Source organism: Streptomyces sp. NPDC087215, from assembly GCF_044744885.1.
Lineage (GTDB): Bacteria > Actinomycetota > Actinomycetes > Streptomycetales > Streptomycetaceae > Streptomyces.
Map to the genome: position 1 here is coordinate 263,676 of NZ_JBIUZD010000007.1, position 18,712 is coordinate 282,387.

Here is an 18,712-nt window from a genome sequence, read left to right on the forward strand (position 1 = left end):
AATACCGAACACCCCCGGCTCCGTCTATGCTGCACTCCACTTCCGTGCGGCACCGAAGTCGAGTAGGGGGCTCCTGTGGGATGGTCTCGGCCCGCCGGTCCAGACATTGTTCGCACTCACCGTCCCGTCGAGGGAGGTGATCTGGCGCCGAAGGTCGCCGGTACGATCACGCTCGTCGTCATCCTCTGCTTCTTCGCGGTGGGCCTGACCTACGCGGTCGGCGCGGGGATGGGGGCGGGTCAACTGGCCCTCTGCGGCGCTCTGATGCTCACCCTGCTGTTCATCCAGCTGAACCATTCGTTCCCCTTGTGGATACCCAGAGCGGCCCGCCACCGCGCCCTGACCCTGGCGCTCCAGGCGGTGCTCACCTTCGCCCCCTTCACCCTGTTCGGGGCCGCCTGGCTCGGGATGCCGGGCTTCCTCGCCGCCTCCGCCCTGCTCGTCCTGCGGTCGGCCTGGGGATGGACGGTCTTCGCCGGGGTCGTCGTCGCCACCGGCTTCGTCCAGTTCGCCGTGGGCTACGGAATGGGCCACCTCGCCTACAACAGCCTGGCCACCGTCCTGACCGGACTGGTCGTGTACGGCCTCAGCCGCCTCTCCGGACTGGTCCGCGAAGTACAGATGGCCCGCGAGGAACTGGTCCGGCTCGCCGTGACGCAGGAACGTCTCCGCTTCGCCCGCGACCTGCACGACCTGCTCGGCTTCAGCCTCTCCACCATCACCCTGAAGTGCGAACTCGCCCACCGGCTCATCCGGGTCCAGCCGGAGCGCGCCGAGATGGAACTCACCGAGATCGTCCAGACCGCCCGGCAGGCGCTCACCGACGTCCGGTCCGTGGCCAGCAGCTACGTCCAGATGGCCCTGAACCGGGAGGTGGCGTCCGCCGCCTCGCTGCTGCGCGCGGTGGGCATCCGCACCGACATCCAGGTCACCGAGACCCCGCTGCACGCCACCGTGGACACCGTCCTCGCCACCGTGCTGCGCGAGGGCGTCACCAACCTGCTGCGCCACAGCAAGGCGCAGAACTGCACGATCACGGCCTACGCGGACGAGAGCACCGTCCGGTTCTCCATCGCCAACGACGGTCTGAGCGAGACGGACACCGCCCACTACGACAGCGACCGCTCGGGCGCCACGGGTGGTGTCGGCCTGCGCAGCCTGACCATCCGCGCCGAGGCGCTCGACGGACGGCTCGGCTGGAGCGTACGCCAGGACGGCTGGTTCGAACTCGTCGCCGAACTCCCGCTCCGCCCGGCCACCGACACCCCCCGGAACCCCGGCCCCACCGCCTGACGGCGTTCTGCCGGGCGGGGGCGTGGGGCTGCCACGGGACGGTCCGCCGACAGATGCCGCAGGTTCCGGCCTAGGCGGTGACGAGGGATGTCCCTCCTGGCGCGGGTGCCCGGGGGAGCGGCTCGGGTTGCACCTTCCGTAGCGGTATGTGGTCCGGTGGACTCACGTCCCGCCCCACCGAGGAAGGCACCCGCCCATGCACTCGCCCCTTCGTCCCGCCGCGCCAGGTCAAGATCGGTGACGCGGCGGCCTTCGCCGGCACCACCCCGCGGGCGATCCGTCACTACCACGGGATCGGCCTGCTCCCCGAGCCCGTGCGGGGCGCCGACGGCCGCCGCCGCTACGGCTACGAGGACATGATCCGGCTGCTGTGGATCCGCAGGACGGCCGACGCCGGGATCGCCCTGGACGACATCCGTGACGCCTTCGCCGACACGGCCCCCACCGGCGCCGACAGCGACGACGGCATCGCGGACGTCCTGCGAGGGCTGGAAGAGACCCTCGTCGCCCAGGAGGCGGAACTGCGGCGGCGCCGGACCGCCGTGCGGCACGTGCGTACCGAGGGCAGCAGGGCGGGTCTGCTCTCCGACCTCGTCACCAGCCGCCTCAAGAGCCTGCCCGAGGGCTCCCTGCGCCGGGCGGACCTGGACGGCCTGCTGGTCACCGAGCGGATCTTCGGCCCGCTCGGCCCGGCCGGTCCGGTCTCACAGCCAGCCGGCGTCCCGCGCGATCCGTACGGCGTCCATGCGGTTGCGGGCGTTGAGCTTGGTCACCACCGTGGTCAGGTAGTTGCGGACGGTCCCCGCGGACAGGAACAGCTTCGTGGCGATCTCCGGAGCGTCCATGCCCCGGGCCGCCAGCCGCAGCACCTCGTTCTCCCGGGCGCTCAGCGGACTGCTCCCCGCCTGGAGCGTGGCCAGCGCCAACTGCGGGTCCACGACCTGTTCCCCCGCGACCACCTGACGGATCGCGGCGGCCAGCCGGGTGGGGTCGGTGTCCTTCAGCAGGAACCCGGACACCCTGGCCTCCAGCGCCCGGCGCAGGTTCCCCGGCCTGCCCAGACTGGTCAGGATGATCGTCCGGCAGGCGGGAAGCTCCCGGCTGAGCAGTTCCGCGGCCCGGATGCCGTCGATGCCGGGCATGTCGATGTCCAGTACGGCGACGTCCGGCCGGGCCTCCAGGGCGACGGGCAGCACCTGGTCACCGTTCCCCGCCTCGCCCACCACCTCCAGGTCCTCCTCCAGTTCGAGGAGCGAGACCAAGGCCCGGCGGAGCATCACCATGTCGTCCGCGAGCAGCACTCTGATCACAACAGTCCCCCCTGACGTGCCCCCCCATAGGGCCCGTTTGTGAGGTGAATGCTACTGGGGGCAAGGAGAGTTGGCGGTTCTCCGGCGGTCGCGCACGGCCCCGGACGGGCCTCGGGACCGGTCCGGCGCGGTCGCCACTGCCGCGGCGTACCCCTCGGGAGCCGACACGTCCGCCAGCGCCCAGCCGTCCGGTCCCGCCGCCGGAACGGGCCCCGTCCCCAGGTAGTCCAGGGCCGCCGAGCGACCGAGGCCCGTCCCGATGCCCTTGAGGTACGCCTCCTTGCGCGTCCACGCGCGGGCGAAGGCCACCGGACGCGACGCCTCGTCCAGGGCGGCCAGTTCCGCCCCCTCCCGGGGGTGCAGCGCCGACGCCGTCTCCGCGACCGTCGCCGCGTCCGGCACCCGCTCCACGTCCACGCCGAGCGGCACGGGACCGATGCCCAGCAGCACCAGCGGGCCGGTGTGCGACAGGGAGAAGTGAGCGCCCCCGCCCAGGACCACCGGACGCCCGTGCGGCCCGCCGCAGCACGGGCACACGTCCCGTCCCAGGCGGACCGCCTCCGGCGCGAGCCCCAGCAGATCACCGAGGAGGGTCCGCAGCAGCACCCGGGCGACCAGATGGTTGCGCCGGTCCCCCGGGCGCCGCAGCTCCTGCGCGCGCCGCAGTTCCCCGGCGTCGAGCAGCCGGGGAGCGAGCCGCCCGGCCCAGTCGGCCAGGGTCTCCGCCTCGACCAGCCGCACCGTCACCGCCCGCGCCGCCGTCCCCGGCGCGCGCGGGCCGAGCAGCGCGGACGTCACGGACTCTTCCGGGGCCCGGTCGGCGGATCGCCCGCCGTCAGCCGCTCCACGTACCCGGCGATCCTGCGCGCCCGGGTCTCCGGCCGCACCGCCTTCGCCACGTCGAGCAGGATCTGGTACCTGTTGCTCCGGCTCAGCGCCTCGAACGCGGTCGCGGCGGCGGGCGAGGCGTCGAGCGCCACCCGCAGATCGGGCGGCACCTCCGCCGTGCTCTGCGGCGCGTACGCGGCGTCCCAGCGGCCGTCGGCCCTGGCCAGCTCGATCTGCGCGAGACCGGACGGCCGCATCCGGCCCGCCCCGATCAGCTTCTCGGCCTTGGCGCAGTTGATCCTCGACCAGGGGCTGCGTCGCTTGCGGGGCGAGAACCGCTGGGCCCACCAGCCCTCCGGCACGTTCCCGGAGTAGGCCTTGCCGTCGATCCAGCCGTAGCACAGGGCGACGTCCAGGGCCTCGTCCCGGCTGATCGACGGCACCGGCGTGCCCTTCTTCGGCAGGGCGATCCACACCTCGTCGGCGCCCTCGTGGTGCTCCTCCAGCCAGGCGGCGAACTCCGCCACGGAGACGCAGTGCAGATGGCCCTCCGCCAGTGTCACGACCACGCTCACGCGGCCGTCTCCACTTCCACCGGCTCGGCGGTCCGCACACCCGGACGGGCCGCCTCCGCGCCGCGCACCGGAACCGGCGCACCGCCGCCCAGCGCCTCGGCGGCGGCCTTGACGCGCTCCAGCGTGACGCGGATGCCGTCGCGCAGTTCCTCCGTGTGGTTCTCGAAGCCGCCGAGCACCGAGTTGGCGAAGGACGCGGTCCGCTTGCTCTGGCCCGCGTTCTGCCCGGAGACGTCCCACGTCTCGGTGAGCAGGGTGCCGCCCGCGCCGTCCGGCGCCAGCCGGTAGCCCCAGCGCACCCCGTTGGTGGTGGTGTGGAAGGCGAAGGACCTGCCCCGCTCCGACTGCTCCACCGTGTTGGAGGTGACCCACCAGACCCAGCCGCGCCGGTTGAACCCGATGAAGCGCGCACCGACCCCGCGCTCGCGCCCGCGCCAGCGGCAACTACGGCACTCCGGGCTCCACTCGCCGATCCGGGTCACATCGCTGACGAGGTCCCAGACCGTCTCGGGGGAGGCGTCGATCCGGATCGACAGCTCCTCCGGCGCGGCGGGCGTCGCCGCGACCGGCGTCCCGCCCCCCTTGCGCGCCAGCTTGGCGCCCGCGCGCCGGGCACCCCGCAGTTCGGCCAGGTACGGGTAGTGGTCCACCTGCATGGTGTGGCGCTTGGACGTCACGTACCGCTTGGCGAGCTTCTCCCTGTACCGGGTGATCTCCCGCAGCATCGTCTCCTTCGGGGGCAGCGCGGCCTTCCCCTGCAGCAGGTCGGCCACCCAGTGCGACTGGGCCTCGGCGAGGACCGTGGTCGCGCCCAGGGGCTGGAAGAGACCCACGAAGTACAGCCCGGGGTGGTGCGGATCGGCCACCCGGTGGAAGAGGGACACGTCGTTGTCGGTGGGGGCGATCACGGACTCGTCCAGGAACGGGAAGCTGACCTTGTAGCCCGTGCTGTAGATGACCGCGTCGATCTCCTCGCTGCTGCCGTCGGTGAAGTGCACCGTGCCGCCGTCGAAGCGGGAGATGTTCGGCTTGACCGCGAGCCCGCCGTGACCGAGGCGCGGCAGCAGGGTCTCCGAGACGGTCGGGTGGGAGCCGAACAGCTTGGCCTCCGGCTTCGGCAGACCGAAGTCGGTGACCTTCCCGATCGACATCCGCAACAGGGCGGCCATGACCCAGCGCTGGGTCGCGCGCGGCATCACCCGGGTGATGAACGGGCTGATCATGTCGTCGCCGGGCTTCCCGAACATGAACTTGGGAAACACGTACCCGCCGGTGCGCACGGACAGGAAGGTGCGCTCGGAGACGGCGGAGGTCTCCACCGCGATGTCCGACGCCGAGTTGCCGAAGCCGAGGACCAGGACCCGCTTGCCCGCGTACTCGTCGGGGACCCGGTAGTGGTGGGAGTGGATCTGCGTGCCGGTGAAGGTGTCGGCGCCGGGGAACGCGGGCTCGGGGTCCCGGGGGTTCCAGTGGTGGCCGTTGGCCACGATCACCGAGCCGTAGTGGCGGGTGGTCTCCTCACCGGTCCCGCGGTGGCGCACCGTCACGTTCCAGCCACCGCCCTGGGCGGGTTCCACATGGGAGACCAGGGTGCGGAAGGTGATCGACCCGCGGAAGCCGAAGTGGTCCACGTAGTCGTCGAGGTACTGGGCGATCCGCGCGTGGCCGGGGTAGTGCGGGTAGTCGGCCGGCATGGGGTAGGCGCGGTACTCGGACAGCTTCTTGGACGTGTTGATGTGCAGGGACTGGTAGCCCGAGGACATCCCGTTGTCGTTCTGGTAGCGCCAGTTGCCGCCGACCTCGGAACCGGCCTCGTAGCAGTCGAAGTCGATGCCGCGTTCGTGCAGGACCTGGCAGGAGGCGAGCCCCGACCAGCCCGCTCCGATGATGCAGACGTTCTCCATGGTGTCCTTCTCCTTGTGGGGGTGCTCAGGGCTGCCGGACGTACGCGGACGGGTCACCCAGCCAGTGGCCACCGGCGGTCACTCGGACCTCGCCGCCCGCGACGGCGGAGAGGACCCGATGGGCGGTGCGGACCAGGACGACGCCGACGGCGGAGTCGATCGCACCGGCGAGGTGGGGGACGCTCGTGCGGAAGTCGACCCGGAAGGCGATCTCGCTGCCGCCGGGGGCGTCGGTGACCGTCCAACTGCCCCCGAACTCCTGGAAGTCCCCGCTGACCTGCTCGAAAACGATGCGGTACGGGGCCTGCCCGTCGCCCGTCCGCTCGGTGCGCTGCACCCAGCGGGCGGAGCCGCCCCGGAAGGCCAGCTCCCACGCCTGGTGGCCGTCGCCGGTGTCGGACACCGACCGGACGTCCTCGGCGTGGGCGGGGAACGCGCCGCCGTCCGCGAGGCGTTCGACCACCTCGGCGGCCGGTGCCGGGACCGTGGCCTTCAGCACGCGGGTCGTCATGACGTGGGCTCCTTGTCGGTGGCCGGGCGGAGGATGCTGACGGCCTGGAGCCGTGTGGTGCGCAGCATGGGGTGGCTGGCCTCTCCGAAGGCGCCGCCGGTGAGCCCGGGGCCGCCCTGGTTGGGCAGGAAGGGCAGGAAGCCGCTGTGCGAGTCGTTGATCTTGAGGTTGCCCGCGTTGGTGACGCCTTCGAGGAACCGGTCGGCCGTCGGCGCGTCCTGGGTCCAGACGGAGTTGCGCAGCCCGTACGCGTTGGAGTTCACGAAGGCCAGCACCTCCTCCAGGAGGTCCTCGTCCGAGGCGCCCGCCTCGGGCACGATGATCGGCAGCAGCGGGAAGAAGGTCTCGTCGCGGACGACGGAGAACGACCGGGCGTCCCGGAGCCCTTCGACGCGGACGATGCTCGGCTCGACGAAGAACCCGGTCTCCGAGGGCGTGCCGTCCACTTCGAGCCGCCGCCCGCCGTGGACGAGCTTCGCGCCCCGGGCGAGCGCCTCGCCGAGGCAGCCGTAGAACCAGTCGATCCCGAGGACGGGGGTGAGGACCACCTCGGGGTCGTCGGGGTAGCCGGGCTTGATCTCCCGGGTGGCGACGACGAGCCGTTCGACGAGCTCGTCGGCGATGGCGGGGTGGGCGACGACCTGGTTGGGCACGTTGCAGATCTGGCCGGAGTTCAGGAAGAACTGGGTGATGGTCTCCACGGCGGCGTCGAGGTCGGCGTCGTGCCACACCACGCAGCAGTCGTTGCCCGCCAGTTCGAGGACGGGCTTCTTGCCCGCGGCGACGGCGTCGGCCTCGAACTCCAGGCCCTTCTTGCTGCCGCCGAAGTAGAGGACGTCGTCGACGTGCTCACTGGCCAGCCAGGTCTCCAGCGCGGGCGGTCCGCAGAACGCGTTGACCGTCCCGGCGGGCGCGCCCATCTCCTCCAGGACCGGGGCGACGACCTCCCGCATCGCGTACATGCAGCTCAGCGCGACCCCGCGGGGTGCCCGGACCACGACGGTGTTCCCGGCGAGCAGGGCGGTGAGCCCGTTCAGCGCGTTCACCGTGGCCGCGTTCTGCGGGGGATTGATGCAGACGACGCCGTCGGGGATCCGGCGCAGGATCATTTCCCGCTCGCCGTCCCGGCGCCGGAACTCCAGCTGCTCGGCACACCATTCGAGGGTCTCCCGGCTCCAGCTGGTGTACGGGATTCCCGTGAGCATCCCCTCGGCCGCGGACCGGGGTGTTCCCTCCGCGACCAGGATCTCGACGAGCGGCTCCCGGTGCTGGAGCAGCCGCTCCCCGATCCGCCGCCCGATCTCCAGGCGCCGGGCGAGGGGAACCCGCCGCCACTCGTCGGCGGCCCGCGCGGCCGACTCCAGGGCGAGCGCCGCCATCTCCTCGTCGGCGACGACACAGGCGCCGACCACGCTGTCCCCGGCGGTGTCGGGATCGACGAGACCCCGGTCGAGGTCCTGTTTGAGACGCAGACCGGTGAACGTGTCCTCGATGAGGGAACGCGCGGTGACGGTGTGCACGTACTGCGGATCGTCACCGACGATGTCCCGGCCGCCGATGTAGGCCGGATAAACCCCGAACTTCATTTCGCCCCCTTCGGTCAGTCCGATACGGCTGACGTGTGTCCTCACACGCTAGGGCGACGACTTCACCGACCCCATGAGTCCACGATCAAACCTGCTTATCGGACCGATGCGGGGCCGCGTCCGGGACGAGACGATCACAGGGGAAACGCCCTGGTCACTGAGCTGCTATAGCCCTGGGTCTGGACGGCTACCGGGATTTCCTCATGTCCGGTCCTCTGCTCCGGGAAAGCTCGACGGTCTGGCTTCCGCCGTCGAAAGAGACGGGGTCGAGAGTGAAATGCGCGGCCCGATCCACGGGGACGGAACAGGGATTCGGCCATTCACCGGACGGGCGCTTCCCTCGGTCGCCCGCTTCCGCATTCGACCCGCGATCGAATTCCTGTTCGTTGTTCTTTGTCTTCGGTCGCCGACCGGAAAGGGCCTGACGTCGGGCGGGTGATCCCGTGCCGGGCCCTCCGGGCCGAAGCGGTCCGTGATCGCGCGGACCTCGTTCTCCCGCAGGAGCAGGAGCAGGAGCAGGAGCAGGAGCAGGAGCAGGAGCAGGAGCAGGAGCAGGAGCAGGAGCAGGACGAGGCCTGGGGCTGGGGCTGGGTCGGGGCCGTCGGTCGGTCCGGGGTCTGTGGCCTGGAGCGATCAGGCCATCAGGAGTTCGGCGACCGGGCTCCGTGGGGCGTCCCCCGGCGGAGAGCGTCCATCGGTGCCGGTGCCGGTGCCGGTGCCGGTGCCGGTGCCGGTGCCGGTCGGCCGGTCAGTGTCCCGGGCCAGGGGGCTGGCCGGAGACCAGGCCCTCCAGGGGAGAGCCGTCGGGCAGTCGGCCCTCGACGCGGACCAGGACGGGCTTCGGGGACCTGACCGCCTGGGCGGGGCCCCTGGTCGTCGTGGTGGTGGAGCCCCGGGTCGTGATGCTCCCGACGTGCCGGCTCCCCGCGGACAGGAGGTAGCGCGTGCCCGAGGGCGAGACCCACGAGGTGGCGGCCAGGACGTGCTGGCCGAAACGGCTGCACAGCGCCGAGTCGCCGAGGGCCGCCACCCGCTGCGGCGGGCGGGCGCCCGGGGGTTCGAAGGCGATCGTCGTCCGGCCGGGCCCCTCCCAGGTGTCCGCCCGGGAGCAGACCCACACCGCCGTGCCCGCCCGCTCCGGCAGGGCCTGGACCGCGTACTCCCAGCGGTTGACCGCGCGCACGCCCGCGAGCCGCAGCGGTGCCAGCGAACAGGCGGACCGGGCCCAGGCAGCCAGCCCCCGGGGCCCCGCCGCCTCGCGGGGCGAACGGGCCCGCGCATCCGGGCCCGGCGCCGGGGTCCAGGTCAGATGTGCCGGGACCAGCTCACCGAGGTCCGCGAGCAGAAAGGCGTGGTCCTCGACGATCCGCGCCGACGAGGTCAGCTGAAGCGCCGGAACCCGGTCGCACCCGCCCTCGCTCCCGTACGGCACCGGGGCCGTGACCCCTTCGGCCGTCACGGCCAGGGGAACCGCCGCCGCGCCCGGCGCCCGCAGGTCCCGTACCTCCGCGCGGGCGATCCACGGGGCGAGGAGGAAACGGGCCCGCCCGTCGCCCCGGGTGAGGGCCACCGCCGCACCGGTCGTGACGTCGCTGTCGTCCGCGCGCGCCACCTGGAGGGAGGCTCCGGTCCGGCCGTCGGAGGCTTCGGCGTACCGGGCGAGCCGCCGCCCGTCGTACAGGAGCACCACCCCGGAGCCGTCCACCGTTCCCGCGAAGAGCAGAGCGGGCGGCTCTCCCGGTGGTGCCGTGGCCGTGCCGCGCGCCGCCGTCACCCGTACACCGGTGTCCGTACGCCCCGACCAGGAGTCCAGGGCACGCCGCAGGAGCGCCGTGTCACCGGTGCGGGCGCCGCGCGGGGGCCAGGCGGTGAGGTCGACGCGCGCGGTGTCCGCCCAGTGCTCGGCGGGGGCCCGTACCAGGGCGGTGGCGGTGAGGGCGGCCGCGGCCGCGACCGGCCCCGGGCGCGGTTCCGGTGCCGGACGGAGCCCGGCCGTGGCGACGACGGCGGCCCCGGCGAGCACCGCCGCCCCGGCGAGGACGGCCAGACGGCCGTGGCGACGGCGGCGCAGGAGGTCCGTGGGGCGGGTGTGGACGGTGCACGGGTCGAACTCGCCGCCGGAGAGCAGCGCGGCGACATCGGTTCCGGTCGCCGCGCCGAGCCGGTCGGCGGCGCGGACGGCGGCCTCCGGCTCGGGGACGCCCGCCGAGGCCAGCAGTTCGACGACCGCGTCGGCCGGGAGCCGTTCGAGGGCCCGCAGGGCGACCGCCGCCCGGACCTCCGCGCCGACTCCGGCCAGCGCGCGGTCGAGGGAGAGTTCGTCGGAGCCCCCGGCGCGGGGGAACAGCCGCAGTCCGAGGACGAGGGGGAGGAACGGGCCGGGGCGGCGCAACGGATGCCGGGGCCTGAGCGCCGTCCGGACGACCGTCGCCCGCAGCCAGGAAGCCACCGGACGTTCGCCGCTCCGCTGCCCGGGAAGCGGCGGACCGGAGCGGGGAGCCGGGGCGGACCTGCCGGAAGCCGCTGCCCCGGCGGGCTCGTTCCCCGGCCACGGGCCGGGGCGGCTCGTGGCGTCCGCCAGGGTCCGCTGGACCAGGGCGTGGGCGGTGAGGACGCGGCGGTGACGGCCGAGGGACGGCGGCAGGATCAGATAGGCGAGCCGGACGAGTCGCGGATAGTTCTCGACGAGGGCCGCCTCGGCGGCCTCACGGGCCGGGCGCCCGGCCGGTATCGAGGTGCCTGCGGTGACATGACGGGACAACATGACCGGCCAACGAGCCCCCGGGCGGTGCCGTCACCTCGGACCTGTGACCGTACGGTTCCCCGGGAGCGGGACCACACATCCGGACAAGAGCCGTTAAGGCTCGATCAGACCCACCCTGATCGCGTACCGCGTCAGCTCCAGACGGTCCCTCAGCCCCAGTTTCTGGAGGAGGTTCGCGCGGTGCCGCTCCACCGTCTTGGGGCTGATGACCAGCAGGTCGCCGATCTCCTTCGAGCTGTGGCCCTCCGCCACGAGCTTCAGGATCTCCTCCTCGCGTTCCGTGACCGCCTTGGCGGGCAGGGGTCTGCCCCGCTCCGCCCGGTCGAGGTAGGTACGGATCAGAGCCGTCTCCGCGCCCGGATAGATGAACGGCTCGTCGCGCACGGCGGCCCGGCACGCCTCCACCAGATCGCGGTCCGCCACCGACTTCGGCACGTAGCCGCTCGCGCCCGCCTTCAGCGCCTCGAAGAAGTACTGCTCGTTGTCGTACATCGTGAGCATCAGGATGCGCAGCTCGGGCCGCAGCCTGCTCAGTTCCCGGGCCGCCTGGAGGCCGGTCCTGCGGGGCATCGAGATGTCCAGGACGGCCAGGTCGATCCGCTCGGAACGCGCCAGGGCCACCGCCTCGGCCCCGTCCGCCGCCTCGGCCACCACCGTCAGGTCCGGTTCCGCGTCGAGGATCAGACGCACCCCTCCGCGCACCAGCGCGTGGTCGTCCGCCAGCAGGATGCGGGTGGGAGCCTTCGGTTCCGTCATGACCCTGTCCTCGTGCCCCGTGTGTCGAGGCGGACCCGTGTGCCGCCGCCGTCGCCTTCGCGGACGGTCAGCTCCGCGCCGATCAGCAGGGCCCGCTCCCGCATCCCGAGGAGCCCCGCTCCGTCCGGCGCCCCACCGAGCCCCCGCCCGTCGTCCTCGACCAGGAGTCCGACCCCGCCGTGCGGGAGGCGGCGCAACCGGATGTCGACCTGACCGGCGGACGCGTGCCGCGCCGTGTTCGTCACGCCCTCCTGCGCCACCCGGTACAGCACCAGCTCGGTGGCGTCGTCGAGCTTCGGCAGACCGGGCTCGATGTGCGCCCGTACGGTCAGGGAGCGCGTGGAGAACTCGGAGGCCAGCGACCGGAGCGCACTGTGCAGCCCCAGCTCCTCCAGGACTCCGGGGCGCAGACGGCGGGCGATGCGGCGGATCTCCTCGAGCCCCGCCCGTGTCGTCTCCTGCGCCTGGTGGAGCTCGGTCCGCAGCCCGGCGGGCGCGTGGTCCGCCGCGTGCTTCAGCTGCAGCAGTACGGCCGTCAGGGTCTGCCCGACCTCGTCGTGGAGCTCCCGCGCGATCCGCCGCCGCTCCTCCTCCTGCGCCGACAGGGCCCGTGCGGTGCTCGTGGCCCGCTCGGCCTCCAGCCGGTCCAGCATCGTGTTGAACGTACGGGTCAGCTCGGCGATCTCACCCTGCCCCGACACCTCCGGACGCCGTCCCGGCCGCAGCAGGTCCGCCGTCCGCATCGCCCGGGTGAGGCGCTGGAGCGGCGTCAGCGCGACCCGCAGGAGGAATCCGTTGGCGAGGAGCATCGCCGTCAGACCCGCCATCAGCACGATCGCCTCGCCGAAGAGCACGGGTGAGGAGACGGTCACCGGGCCGAACAGCAACAGCACGGCCGTGACCAGGACGGACGCGTTGAGAAGGAAGATGCGCCAGTACAGCGACACTGCTCCTGCTCTCCCGTCGAATCGTGCACCAGGGTCCCGACGGACCCCTGACCTGCGAAAGGACCTGGGTCCCCGCCCCATCCTGACCAGCTTCGAGGGGTCTTGTCCATCCGTGCCGACACCCATGTCCGCCTCCTTCCGCCGGATGGCACGATGGCCCGCGCACCACGACCATCCACCCCACCACCCCAAGGAAGGGACGGGCCCGTGCCTGCTCCGCGGATGAGAACGACGCCCTTGCCCGGCATCGGAGTCCAGTACGACTTCACGACCCGGGAGCACCGGCAGCTGTCGGTCATCGCACACCGCGACGGGACCCGGACCGTGAACGTGTACCGGGGCGACGACCCCGACGCCTGCGCGCAGTCGCTGCACCTCACCGAGGCCGAGACGGCCTCCCTGATCGACGCGCTGCTGCCCGCGCACCACAGCCCGAACGTCCTGCACACCACCGACCTGGGCCTCGTCGCCGAACGCGTCGAGCTGTCCGCGCACTCGTACTGGAACGGGCGCGTGCTCGGCGACACCCGGATGCGCACCGAGGCGGGCGCCTCCGTCGTCGCCGTACTGCGCCGCTCCGGGGCGATACCGTCCCCGGCGCCCGACTTCCGGCTCGCGGGCGGTGACACGCTCATCGTCATCGGCACCCGCGAGGGCGTCGACGCCGCCGCCGCGATCCTCGGTCGGGAGTGAGGGCCCCGTGCACTCCGCGGTCTTCCTGATCGAATTCGGTGCGATCATCCTCGGGCTCGGCCTCCTCGGACGACTCGCCGGACGGTTCCAGTTCTCTCCCATACCCCTCTACCTCCTCGCGGGGCTCGCCTTCGGCAAGGGCGGCCTGCTGCCGTTCGACGCCAGTGACGAGTTCGTCGCCATCGGCGCCGAGATCGGCGTCATCCTGCTGCTCCTCATGCTGGGCCTCGAATACACGGCGAGCGATCTCGTCTCCAACCTCAAGACCCAGTACCCCGCCGGGCTCGTCGACTTCGCCCTGAACGCCCTGCCCGGCGCCGCCGCCGCGCTGCTGCTCGGCTGGGGCCCGGTCGCCGCCGTCGTCCTGGCCGGTGTCACCTGGATCTCCTCCTCGGGGGTCATCGCCAAGGTCCTCGGCGACCTCGGACGGCTCGGCAACCGCGAGACCCCGGTGATCCTCAGCATCCTGGTCCTCGAAGACCTCGCCATGGCCGTCTACCTGCCGATCATCACGGCCCTGCTCGCCGGGGTCGGCCTCGCGGCCGGCAGCGCCACCCTCGCCATCGCCCTCGGCGTGGCCGGTGCGGTGCTCTTCGTCGCCGTCCGCTACGGGCGGTTGATCTCCCGGTTTGTCTCCAGCGACGATCCGGAGAAGCTCCTCCTCGTGGTCCTCGGCCTGACCCTGCTGGTCGCCGGGATCGCCCAGCAGCTCCAGGTGTCCGCGGCCGTCGGCGCGTTCCTCGTGGGCATCGCCCTCTCCGGTGAGGTCGCCGAGGGCGCCCACACCCTGCTGAGTCCGCTGCGGGACCTGTTCGCCGCCGTGTTCTTCGTCTTCTTCGGACTGCACACCGACCCGAACAGCATCCCCCCGGTGATCCTCCCGGCGCTCGCGCTGGCCGTCGTCACCACCTTCACCAAGATCGCCACCGGTCACTGGGCCGCCCGCCGTGCCGGGATCGGGGTCAAGGGACGCTGGCGGGCGGGCGGCACCCTGGTGGCGCGCGGCGAGTTCTCCATCGTCATCGCCGGACTCGCCGTCACCGCCGGGGTCCAGCCCCAACTGGGCCCCTTCGCCACCGCCTATGTCCTCATCCTCGTGGTGATCGGGCCGCTCACCGCCCGCTACACCGAACCGGTCGCCGCCTACTTCATCGGGCGCCGGACCCCGATGGCGCCCGCCTCCCAGTCGGCCGCCGTCCTGGAATCCGTCTCCCTCCCGGTGTCGGCCGCCGTCCCGGTCGCCCTCCCGGAGCCCGAGCCGGTCCAGACGCCGGAACCGCCGAGGAAGCCGGAACCGCCGAAGGATCCCGGCCCCGCGAAGAGTCCGGAACCGGTGAAGGAACCGGCCTCGGCCACGGACCCGCTCGACGAGACCGTTCCCGTGCCGGAGACCCTTCCCGGCCCCGCCCGGGACCCGGAGTCCGCCGACCGCGTGTGAGCGAGCCGGATGCACGGGGCCGGTCGACGGTCCGGACGAACCGAGCCGGGCGAGCTGGACGAGACGGTCGGGCCAGCCGGGCCGGGCGGTGCGGGTGGGGCGGCGAGCGGGTGCCGGTGGACCGAGCGGGTCGGCGCAGGTGCCGGAGAGGGACCCTCGGTGACTGGTGACTGGTGACTGGTGCCGGTGACCGGCCCCGGAGAGCGTGCTTCGGTCGGCGAACACCGGGCGCCGAGCGCGGGGCGCCGAACGCGGGGCGGCGAACGCGGGGCCGGACTCGGGAGGGTGAGCGCGGGACGACGGGCGCGCGTCGGTGACACGGCCGACGAATCCATGTCGCCGACGCCCCCGGATCGAGCCCCCTCCCGGAGCGAGCCGTCCGAGCAGGCCGCCGATGAGCGGGCCGTCGGCGAGCGGGGGCCGCGCGGTTCAGTCCGCTATCTCTATCGCCTCCTGCTTGACCGGCTCCCCCTTCGCCGGTTCACGCCCGCCGTCCTTCCGGGTCATGCCCTGGAGGAGCGCCGCGAGGTCCACCCCGGTGGTGGAGGACAGCAGCTCCATGCCCTGGGCGACGTTGTCGGTGACCGTACGGGACAGCCGGCTCGCCCCGTCGGTGGAGATGACCGTCAGCTTGTCCACCGCGGACAGCGGCTCGGACGCCTTCGCCACCACCTGCGGCAGCACCTCGACCAGCATCTGCAGCACGGCCGCGTCGCCGTACCCGTCGAAGGCGTCGGCCTTCTTCCGCATCGCCTCGGCCTCGGCGGAGCCCTTCGCGGCGATCGCCGCGGCCTGGGCCTCGCCCTCGATCCGTACGGCGTCGGCGAGGGCCGCGCGGTGGGCCTTCTCGCCCTCACCGGTGAGCCTGGCCCGCTGCGCGTCCGCCTCCGCCTCCTTCACCAGGGCGATCCGGCGGGCCTCCGCCTCCTGCTCGGCCTGGTAGCGGGCCGCGTCGGCCGGCTTGCGGACCTGGGTGTCGAGCTGCCGGTCGGTGAGCTCGGCCTGCCGCGCGGCGACCTTCTCCTGCTCGGTCAGGATGTCCTGCTGCCGGGCGGCCTCGGCCAGCGGTCCCGCCGCGTTCGCCTGGGCGGCCGCCTCATCGGTCTGGGCCTTGATCTCGGCCTGCTTCAGGTACAGCGTCCGCTGCGCGACGGCGATCTCCTCCTCCGCCTTCAGCCGCGCCTGCTCGGCGGCGCGCCGGGCGACGGCCTCGGCGATGTCCGCCTCCTGCTTGGCGCGCGCGGCCTCGGGACGGCCCAGGTCCTCCAGGTAGGAGCCCTCGGTGGTGATGTCCTGGATCTGGAAGGCGTCCAGGACCAGGCCCTGCCCGGACAGGCTGGCCTCCGCCTCCTCGGCGACCTGCCCCGCGAAGACGGCACGGTCCCGGATGATGTCCTCGACCGACATACGGCCCACGATGGAACGCAGCGCACCGGACAGCACCTCCTGGGTGAACCCCACGATGCCGTTCTGCTGCATCAGGAACCGCTGCGCCGCCGCCCGTATCGAGTCCTCGGTACCGCCGACCTTGACGATCGCGACCCCCTCCAGGTTCGCCTTCACACCGCGCAGGGTGACCGCGCCGCGCACCGCCACCGGGATGTGACGGCTCGACAGGTCGAGGGTGAACTTCTGCTGGACGAACGGGACGACGAACACGCCCCCGCCCACCACGACCTTCTGGCCGCTGTTGTCGGTGAACACCCGGCCGGTCGCCGGATCGGTGGCCTTCTTGCCGCGCCGACCGGTGATGATGAACGCCTCGCTGGGACCGGCGACCTTGTAGCGCGTGACGACGACGAGGCCGAGCAGCACGACGAGGACGACGATTCCCACCACGGCGGTGAGGACAGGGCTCATGAAGAAATCCCCTTGAAAGAAATGAACGGAAGAAAAGACAAGGACGAGGAAGGGGACGAGAGAGGGCGGCGAACCGAATTCCACGCGGGGCCCGGTGCCGGATCGGCGCGCCCGGAAGAGACGCCCCGGAACGGCCGCGCCGTCAGTGGTCCACCGGACGGACGGTGACCGACGTCGGCGACAGGACGGAATCCACCCAGACCTCGGTGCCCCGCGCGACCGGCCCGGCCGACTTCGCCGCGTACTTCACCGGCTGGCCCGCCAGATACAGCAGCACCTCGCCGTACCCGCCGACGGGAATCGCCGTGACGACCGCCCCCGACGTACCCGCCAGGTCTTCTCCCCGGGGCGCCGGAGCCTCCCCGCCCCGTATCAGAGCGCGGCTGAACCACCAGGTCGACCAGCCCACGACGACACCCGCGACGACCCCGGCGAGGGCCGCGACGAGCGGCCCGGCACCAGCCGCTCCCCTCACGACGGCACCGGTGAAACCGAGGGCCGAGACGAATCCGGCGATCACCGGGAGCGAGAGGAATCCGTCGGGACCGCCGCCTATGCTTTCCAGGAGCCCGTCGAAGACGAGCGCGAGCGCCAGGACGACGAGTCCCGCGATACCGAATCCCAGAAACCATCCCATGCGAACCGGTCCCCCTCGTTCTTTCTCGTGCCCTCTCGATCCCCTTGATCCCTTTCCTTTTCCAAATTGTTCCACGTGGGAGTCCCGGGGGATATGGGTGTTACCACCCATTGACTCCCCTAGGGGATCGGCGGCCGTTCAGTACGATGAGTCGCTGATCCGAAGCGGAGGAGGGGCCACATGACGGACCTGAGCGAGGACGGGGCCGAGTTCCCCGCACGCAGACGCGGCCAGGGCGAACTGGAGACCCAGGTGCTCGCCGTGCTGCGCGAGGCATCGGAGCCCGTCCCGGTGGCCTGGGTGCGGGAACGGCTCGGCGGTGGCCTCGCGTACACCACCGTCATCACCATCCTCACGCGTCTCCGGGCGAAGGGTGCCGTCGAACGCGAACGCGCCGGACGTTCCTTCCGGTGGACGGCCGTCGCCGACGAGTCGGGGCTGGCCGCCCTGCGGATGCGGAAGGTCCTGGACGCGGAGGCCGACCGGCAGGCGGTCCTGGCCAGCTTCGTGACCGCACTCCCGCCGAACGAAGAGCGACTCCTTCGTGAACTCCTCGCCCAGAACGCCGAGGAGGAGGAAGGCTGACCGCCATGGGAGTCTTCGTCTTCCTTCCCCTGGTCCTTCCGCTCACCGCGTGGCCGGTCGCCCGCCTCGCCGCACAGCGGCTCCATCCGCGTACCGCCACCCGGCTGCTCTCCGCCGTCGCCGGGGTCTGCGCCGTGTGCAGCACGCTCTGCCTCGGCCTGCTCATGATCGTCGGCACCGCCCAGCTGCCGGGCAATCCCCTTCCCGACAGCTGGTCCGACCCCGATGTGCGCGCCGCCGTCCCCTATGACGAGATCGCGGGGCGTGCCGCCATCCCCGCGCTCCTCGCCGTCCTCGCCTCCTGCGGCGTGGCCGCCTGGCGCCAGCTCAGGGTGCGCCGCCGGGCCACGGGCGCGCTCGCCGGGCTGCCGCCGACGTCCGTCGCGGTGCTGCCGGACCGTACCCCCTACGCGTACGCGCTGCCCGGCGGGCGGGGCCGGGTCGTCGTCAGCACCGGAATGCTCGCCGGGCTGACCTCGGCCGAGCGCCGCGCCCTCTTCGCCCATGAGCGCGCCCATCTGGCCGGGCGTCACCACCGTCACCTCCTGACGGTCCACCTGGCGGCGCGGGCGAACCCGTTCCTCCGGCCGCTGCGCACCGCCGTGTCGTACACCGCCGAGCGCTGGGCCGACGAGGAGGCCGCCGCCGAGGTCGGCAGCCGCCGGGTGGTCGCCCGCGCCATCGGGAAGGCGGCGCTGCTCGCGCCCCGGGCTCCCGCGGCCACGCTGCCCGCGCTCGCGGCCGCCGGGCCCGTACCCCGCAGGGTCGCGGCCCTGATGCGCCCGGCCCCGGCCGGTCACGCCTGGCCGCCCGCCTGGACGGCCGTCGGCCTCGCCGCCTGGTGCGCCGCGTTCGGCGCGACCGTGTCGGCCCTGTCGTCCGCCAACTCGGCGGTCGCGCTGTTCCTCGTCCTGCGCGAGGTGGCCGCGCCCGTGTGAGGCGCGGTGCGGGAGGCGGTGCGGGTCCTGCCCCCGACCCGGTTCGTCCTCCCCACAGGTCGAATTCGTGCGGGGGAGGTCGAGGGG

At 72.8% G+C, this 18,712-nt stretch carries 16 protein-coding genes and 1 pseudogene; 6 read left to right on the forward strand and 11 right to left on the reverse strand.

The genetic code is table 11. From position 1 onward, the window contains the following. Positions 1 to 75 precede the first annotated feature (75 nt). Together ACIO92_RS20645 and ACIO92_RS20650 are read left to right on the forward strand one after the other, a co-directional pair. On the forward strand, positions 76 to 1,293 hold the full coding sequence (locus ACIO92_RS20645) for a histidine kinase (protein WP_401239120.1): 1,218 nt from the start codon (positions 76 to 78) through the stop codon (positions 1,291 to 1,293). A gap of 146 nt (positions 1,294 to 1,439) precedes the next feature. Then, positions 1,440 to 1,988 (forward strand): annotated as a pseudogene (locus tag ACIO92_RS20650) (MerR family transcriptional regulator); the annotation flags it as partial. Positions 1,989 to 1,997: 9 nt separating this feature from the next. Here ACIO92_RS20650 and ACIO92_RS20655 read toward each other — a convergent pair. The 9 genes from ACIO92_RS20655 to ACIO92_RS20695 all read right to left on the reverse strand — a co-directional run bounded on the left by ACIO92_RS20655 (position 1,998) and on the right by ACIO92_RS20695 (position 12,474). Then, on the reverse strand, positions 1,998 to 2,603 hold the full coding sequence (locus ACIO92_RS20655; RefSeq protein ID WP_366441254.1) for a response regulator transcription factor: 606 nt from the start codon (positions 2,601 to 2,603) through the stop codon (positions 1,998 to 2,000). 51 nt (positions 2,604 to 2,654) lie between these two features. Continuing rightward, on the reverse strand, positions 2,655 to 3,401 hold the full coding sequence (locus ACIO92_RS20660; RefSeq protein WP_401239124.1) for a 4'-phosphopantetheinyl transferase family protein: 747 nt from the start codon (positions 3,399 to 3,401) through the stop codon (positions 2,655 to 2,657). Next, positions 3,398 to 4,006, reverse strand: a complete 609-nt coding sequence (locus ACIO92_RS20665) for a YdeI family protein (RefSeq protein WP_401239126.1) — start codon at positions 4,004 to 4,006, stop codon at positions 3,398 to 3,400. The genes ACIO92_RS20660 and ACIO92_RS20665 overlap by 4 nt, the downstream gene beginning before the upstream one ends. Next, a complete protein-coding gene (locus ACIO92_RS20670; protein WP_366441257.1) occupies positions 4,003 to 5,910 on the reverse strand; it encodes an NAD(P)-binding domain-containing protein in 1,908 nt (635 codons plus the stop codon). Before ACIO92_RS20670 ends, ACIO92_RS20665 begins: the two co-directional genes overlap by 4 nt. A 25-nt stretch (positions 5,911 to 5,935) precedes the next feature. Continuing rightward, complete coding sequence (locus tag ACIO92_RS20675; protein WP_401239130.1) at positions 5,936 to 6,421, reverse strand: type II toxin-antitoxin system RatA family toxin; 486 nt, start codon at positions 6,419 to 6,421, stop codon at positions 5,936 to 5,938. Then, the gene (locus ACIO92_RS20680) at positions 6,418 to 8,007 is read right to left on the reverse strand and encodes an aldehyde dehydrogenase (protein WP_366441259.1); all 1,590 of its coding nucleotides are present in this window, start codon (positions 8,005 to 8,007) and stop codon (positions 6,418 to 6,420) included. The genes ACIO92_RS20675 and ACIO92_RS20680 overlap by 4 nt, the downstream gene beginning before the upstream one ends. A gap of 748 nt (positions 8,008 to 8,755) precedes the next feature. Next, positions 8,756 to 10,771 carry a hypothetical protein gene (locus tag ACIO92_RS20685; RefSeq protein ID WP_402058019.1) on the reverse strand — a complete coding sequence of 672 codons (2,016 nt, stop codon included), beginning with the start codon at positions 10,769 to 10,771 and terminating at the stop codon, positions 8,756 to 8,758. 93 nt (positions 10,772 to 10,864) lie between these two features. After that, on the reverse strand, positions 10,865 to 11,527 hold the full coding sequence (locus tag ACIO92_RS20690) for a response regulator transcription factor (RefSeq protein WP_366441261.1): 663 nt from the start codon (positions 11,525 to 11,527) through the stop codon (positions 10,865 to 10,867). Then, complete coding sequence (locus tag ACIO92_RS20695) at positions 11,524 to 12,474, reverse strand: HAMP domain-containing sensor histidine kinase (RefSeq protein ID WP_401239137.1); 951 nt, start codon at positions 12,472 to 12,474, stop codon at positions 11,524 to 11,526. Before ACIO92_RS20695 ends, ACIO92_RS20690 begins: the two co-directional genes overlap by 4 nt. A gap of 222 nt (positions 12,475 to 12,696) precedes the next feature. On the opposite strand from ACIO92_RS20695, the gene ACIO92_RS20700 reads away from it, so the two are divergent. Both ACIO92_RS20700 and ACIO92_RS20705 read left to right on the forward strand, forming a co-directional pair. After that, positions 12,697 to 13,167, forward strand: a complete 471-nt coding sequence (locus ACIO92_RS20700) for a TrkA C-terminal domain-containing protein (RefSeq protein WP_366441263.1) — start codon at positions 12,697 to 12,699, stop codon at positions 13,165 to 13,167. Between the two features lie 7 nt (positions 13,168 to 13,174). Further along, entirely contained in the window at positions 13,175 to 14,605 is a 1,431-nt protein-coding gene (locus ACIO92_RS20705; protein WP_366441264.1) for a cation:proton antiporter, read from the forward strand. Between the two features lie 429 nt (positions 14,606 to 15,034). On the opposite strand, the gene ACIO92_RS20710 is transcribed toward ACIO92_RS20705, so the two are convergent. Then, the gene (locus ACIO92_RS20710) at positions 15,035 to 16,465 is read right to left on the reverse strand and encodes an SPFH domain-containing protein (protein ID WP_366441265.1); all 1,431 of its coding nucleotides are present in this window, start codon (positions 16,463 to 16,465) and stop codon (positions 15,035 to 15,037) included. Between the two features lie 142 nt (positions 16,466 to 16,607). After that, on the reverse strand, positions 16,608 to 17,102 hold the full coding sequence (locus tag ACIO92_RS20715; protein WP_402282564.1) for a hypothetical protein: 495 nt from the start codon (positions 17,100 to 17,102) through the stop codon (positions 16,608 to 16,610). Between the two features lie 180 nt (positions 17,103 to 17,282). Between ACIO92_RS20715 and ACIO92_RS20720 the strand changes: the two genes are divergently transcribed. Both ACIO92_RS20720 and ACIO92_RS20725 read left to right on the forward strand, forming a co-directional pair. After that, positions 17,283 to 17,687 carry a BlaI/MecI/CopY family transcriptional regulator gene (locus ACIO92_RS20720; protein WP_366441267.1) on the forward strand — a complete coding sequence of 135 codons (405 nt, stop codon included), beginning with the start codon at positions 17,283 to 17,285 and terminating at the stop codon, positions 17,685 to 17,687. Positions 17,688 to 17,692: 5 nt separating this feature from the next. Then, positions 17,693 to 18,625 carry a M56 family metallopeptidase gene (locus tag ACIO92_RS20725; protein WP_366441268.1) on the forward strand — a complete coding sequence of 311 codons (933 nt, stop codon included), beginning with the start codon at positions 17,693 to 17,695 and terminating at the stop codon, positions 18,623 to 18,625. The last annotated feature ends 87 nt before the right edge of the window (positions 18,626 to 18,712 follow it).

Excerpts from the sequence above, each read along its gene's own strand:
- ACIO92_RS20670 (WP_366441257.1), bottom strand. The coding sequence starts at position 5,910 with ATGGAGAACGTCTGCATCATCGGAGCGGGCTGGTCGGGGCTCGCCTCC.
- ACIO92_RS20675 (WP_401239130.1), bottom strand. The coding sequence starts at position 6,421 with ATGACGACCCGCGTGCTGAAGGCCACGGTCCCGGCACCGGCCGCCGAG.
- ACIO92_RS20680 (WP_366441259.1), bottom strand. The coding sequence starts at position 8,007 with ATGAAGTTCGGGGTTTATCCGGCCTACATCGGCGGCCGGGACATCGTC.
- ACIO92_RS20685 (WP_402058019.1), bottom strand. The coding sequence starts at position 10,771 with ATGTTGTCCCGTCATGTCACCGCAGGCACCTCGATACCGGCCGGGCGC.
- ACIO92_RS20690 (WP_366441261.1), bottom strand. The coding sequence starts at position 11,527 with ATGACGGAACCGAAGGCTCCCACCCGCATCCTGCTGGCGGACGACCAC.
- ACIO92_RS20700 (WP_366441263.1), top strand. The coding sequence starts at position 12,697 with ATGAGAACGACGCCCTTGCCCGGCATCGGAGTCCAGTACGACTTCACG.
- ACIO92_RS20710 (WP_366441265.1), bottom strand. The coding sequence starts at position 16,465 with ATGAGCCCTGTCCTCACCGCCGTGGTGGGAATCGTCGTCCTCGTCGTG.
- ACIO92_RS20715 (WP_402282564.1), bottom strand. The coding sequence starts at position 17,102 with ATGGGATGGTTTCTGGGATTCGGTATCGCGGGACTCGTCGTCCTGGCG.
- ACIO92_RS20720 (WP_366441267.1), top strand. The coding sequence starts at position 17,283 with ATGACGGACCTGAGCGAGGACGGGGCCGAGTTCCCCGCACGCAGACGC.
- ACIO92_RS20725 (WP_366441268.1), top strand. The coding sequence starts at position 17,693 with ATGGGAGTCTTCGTCTTCCTTCCCCTGGTCCTTCCGCTCACCGCGTGG.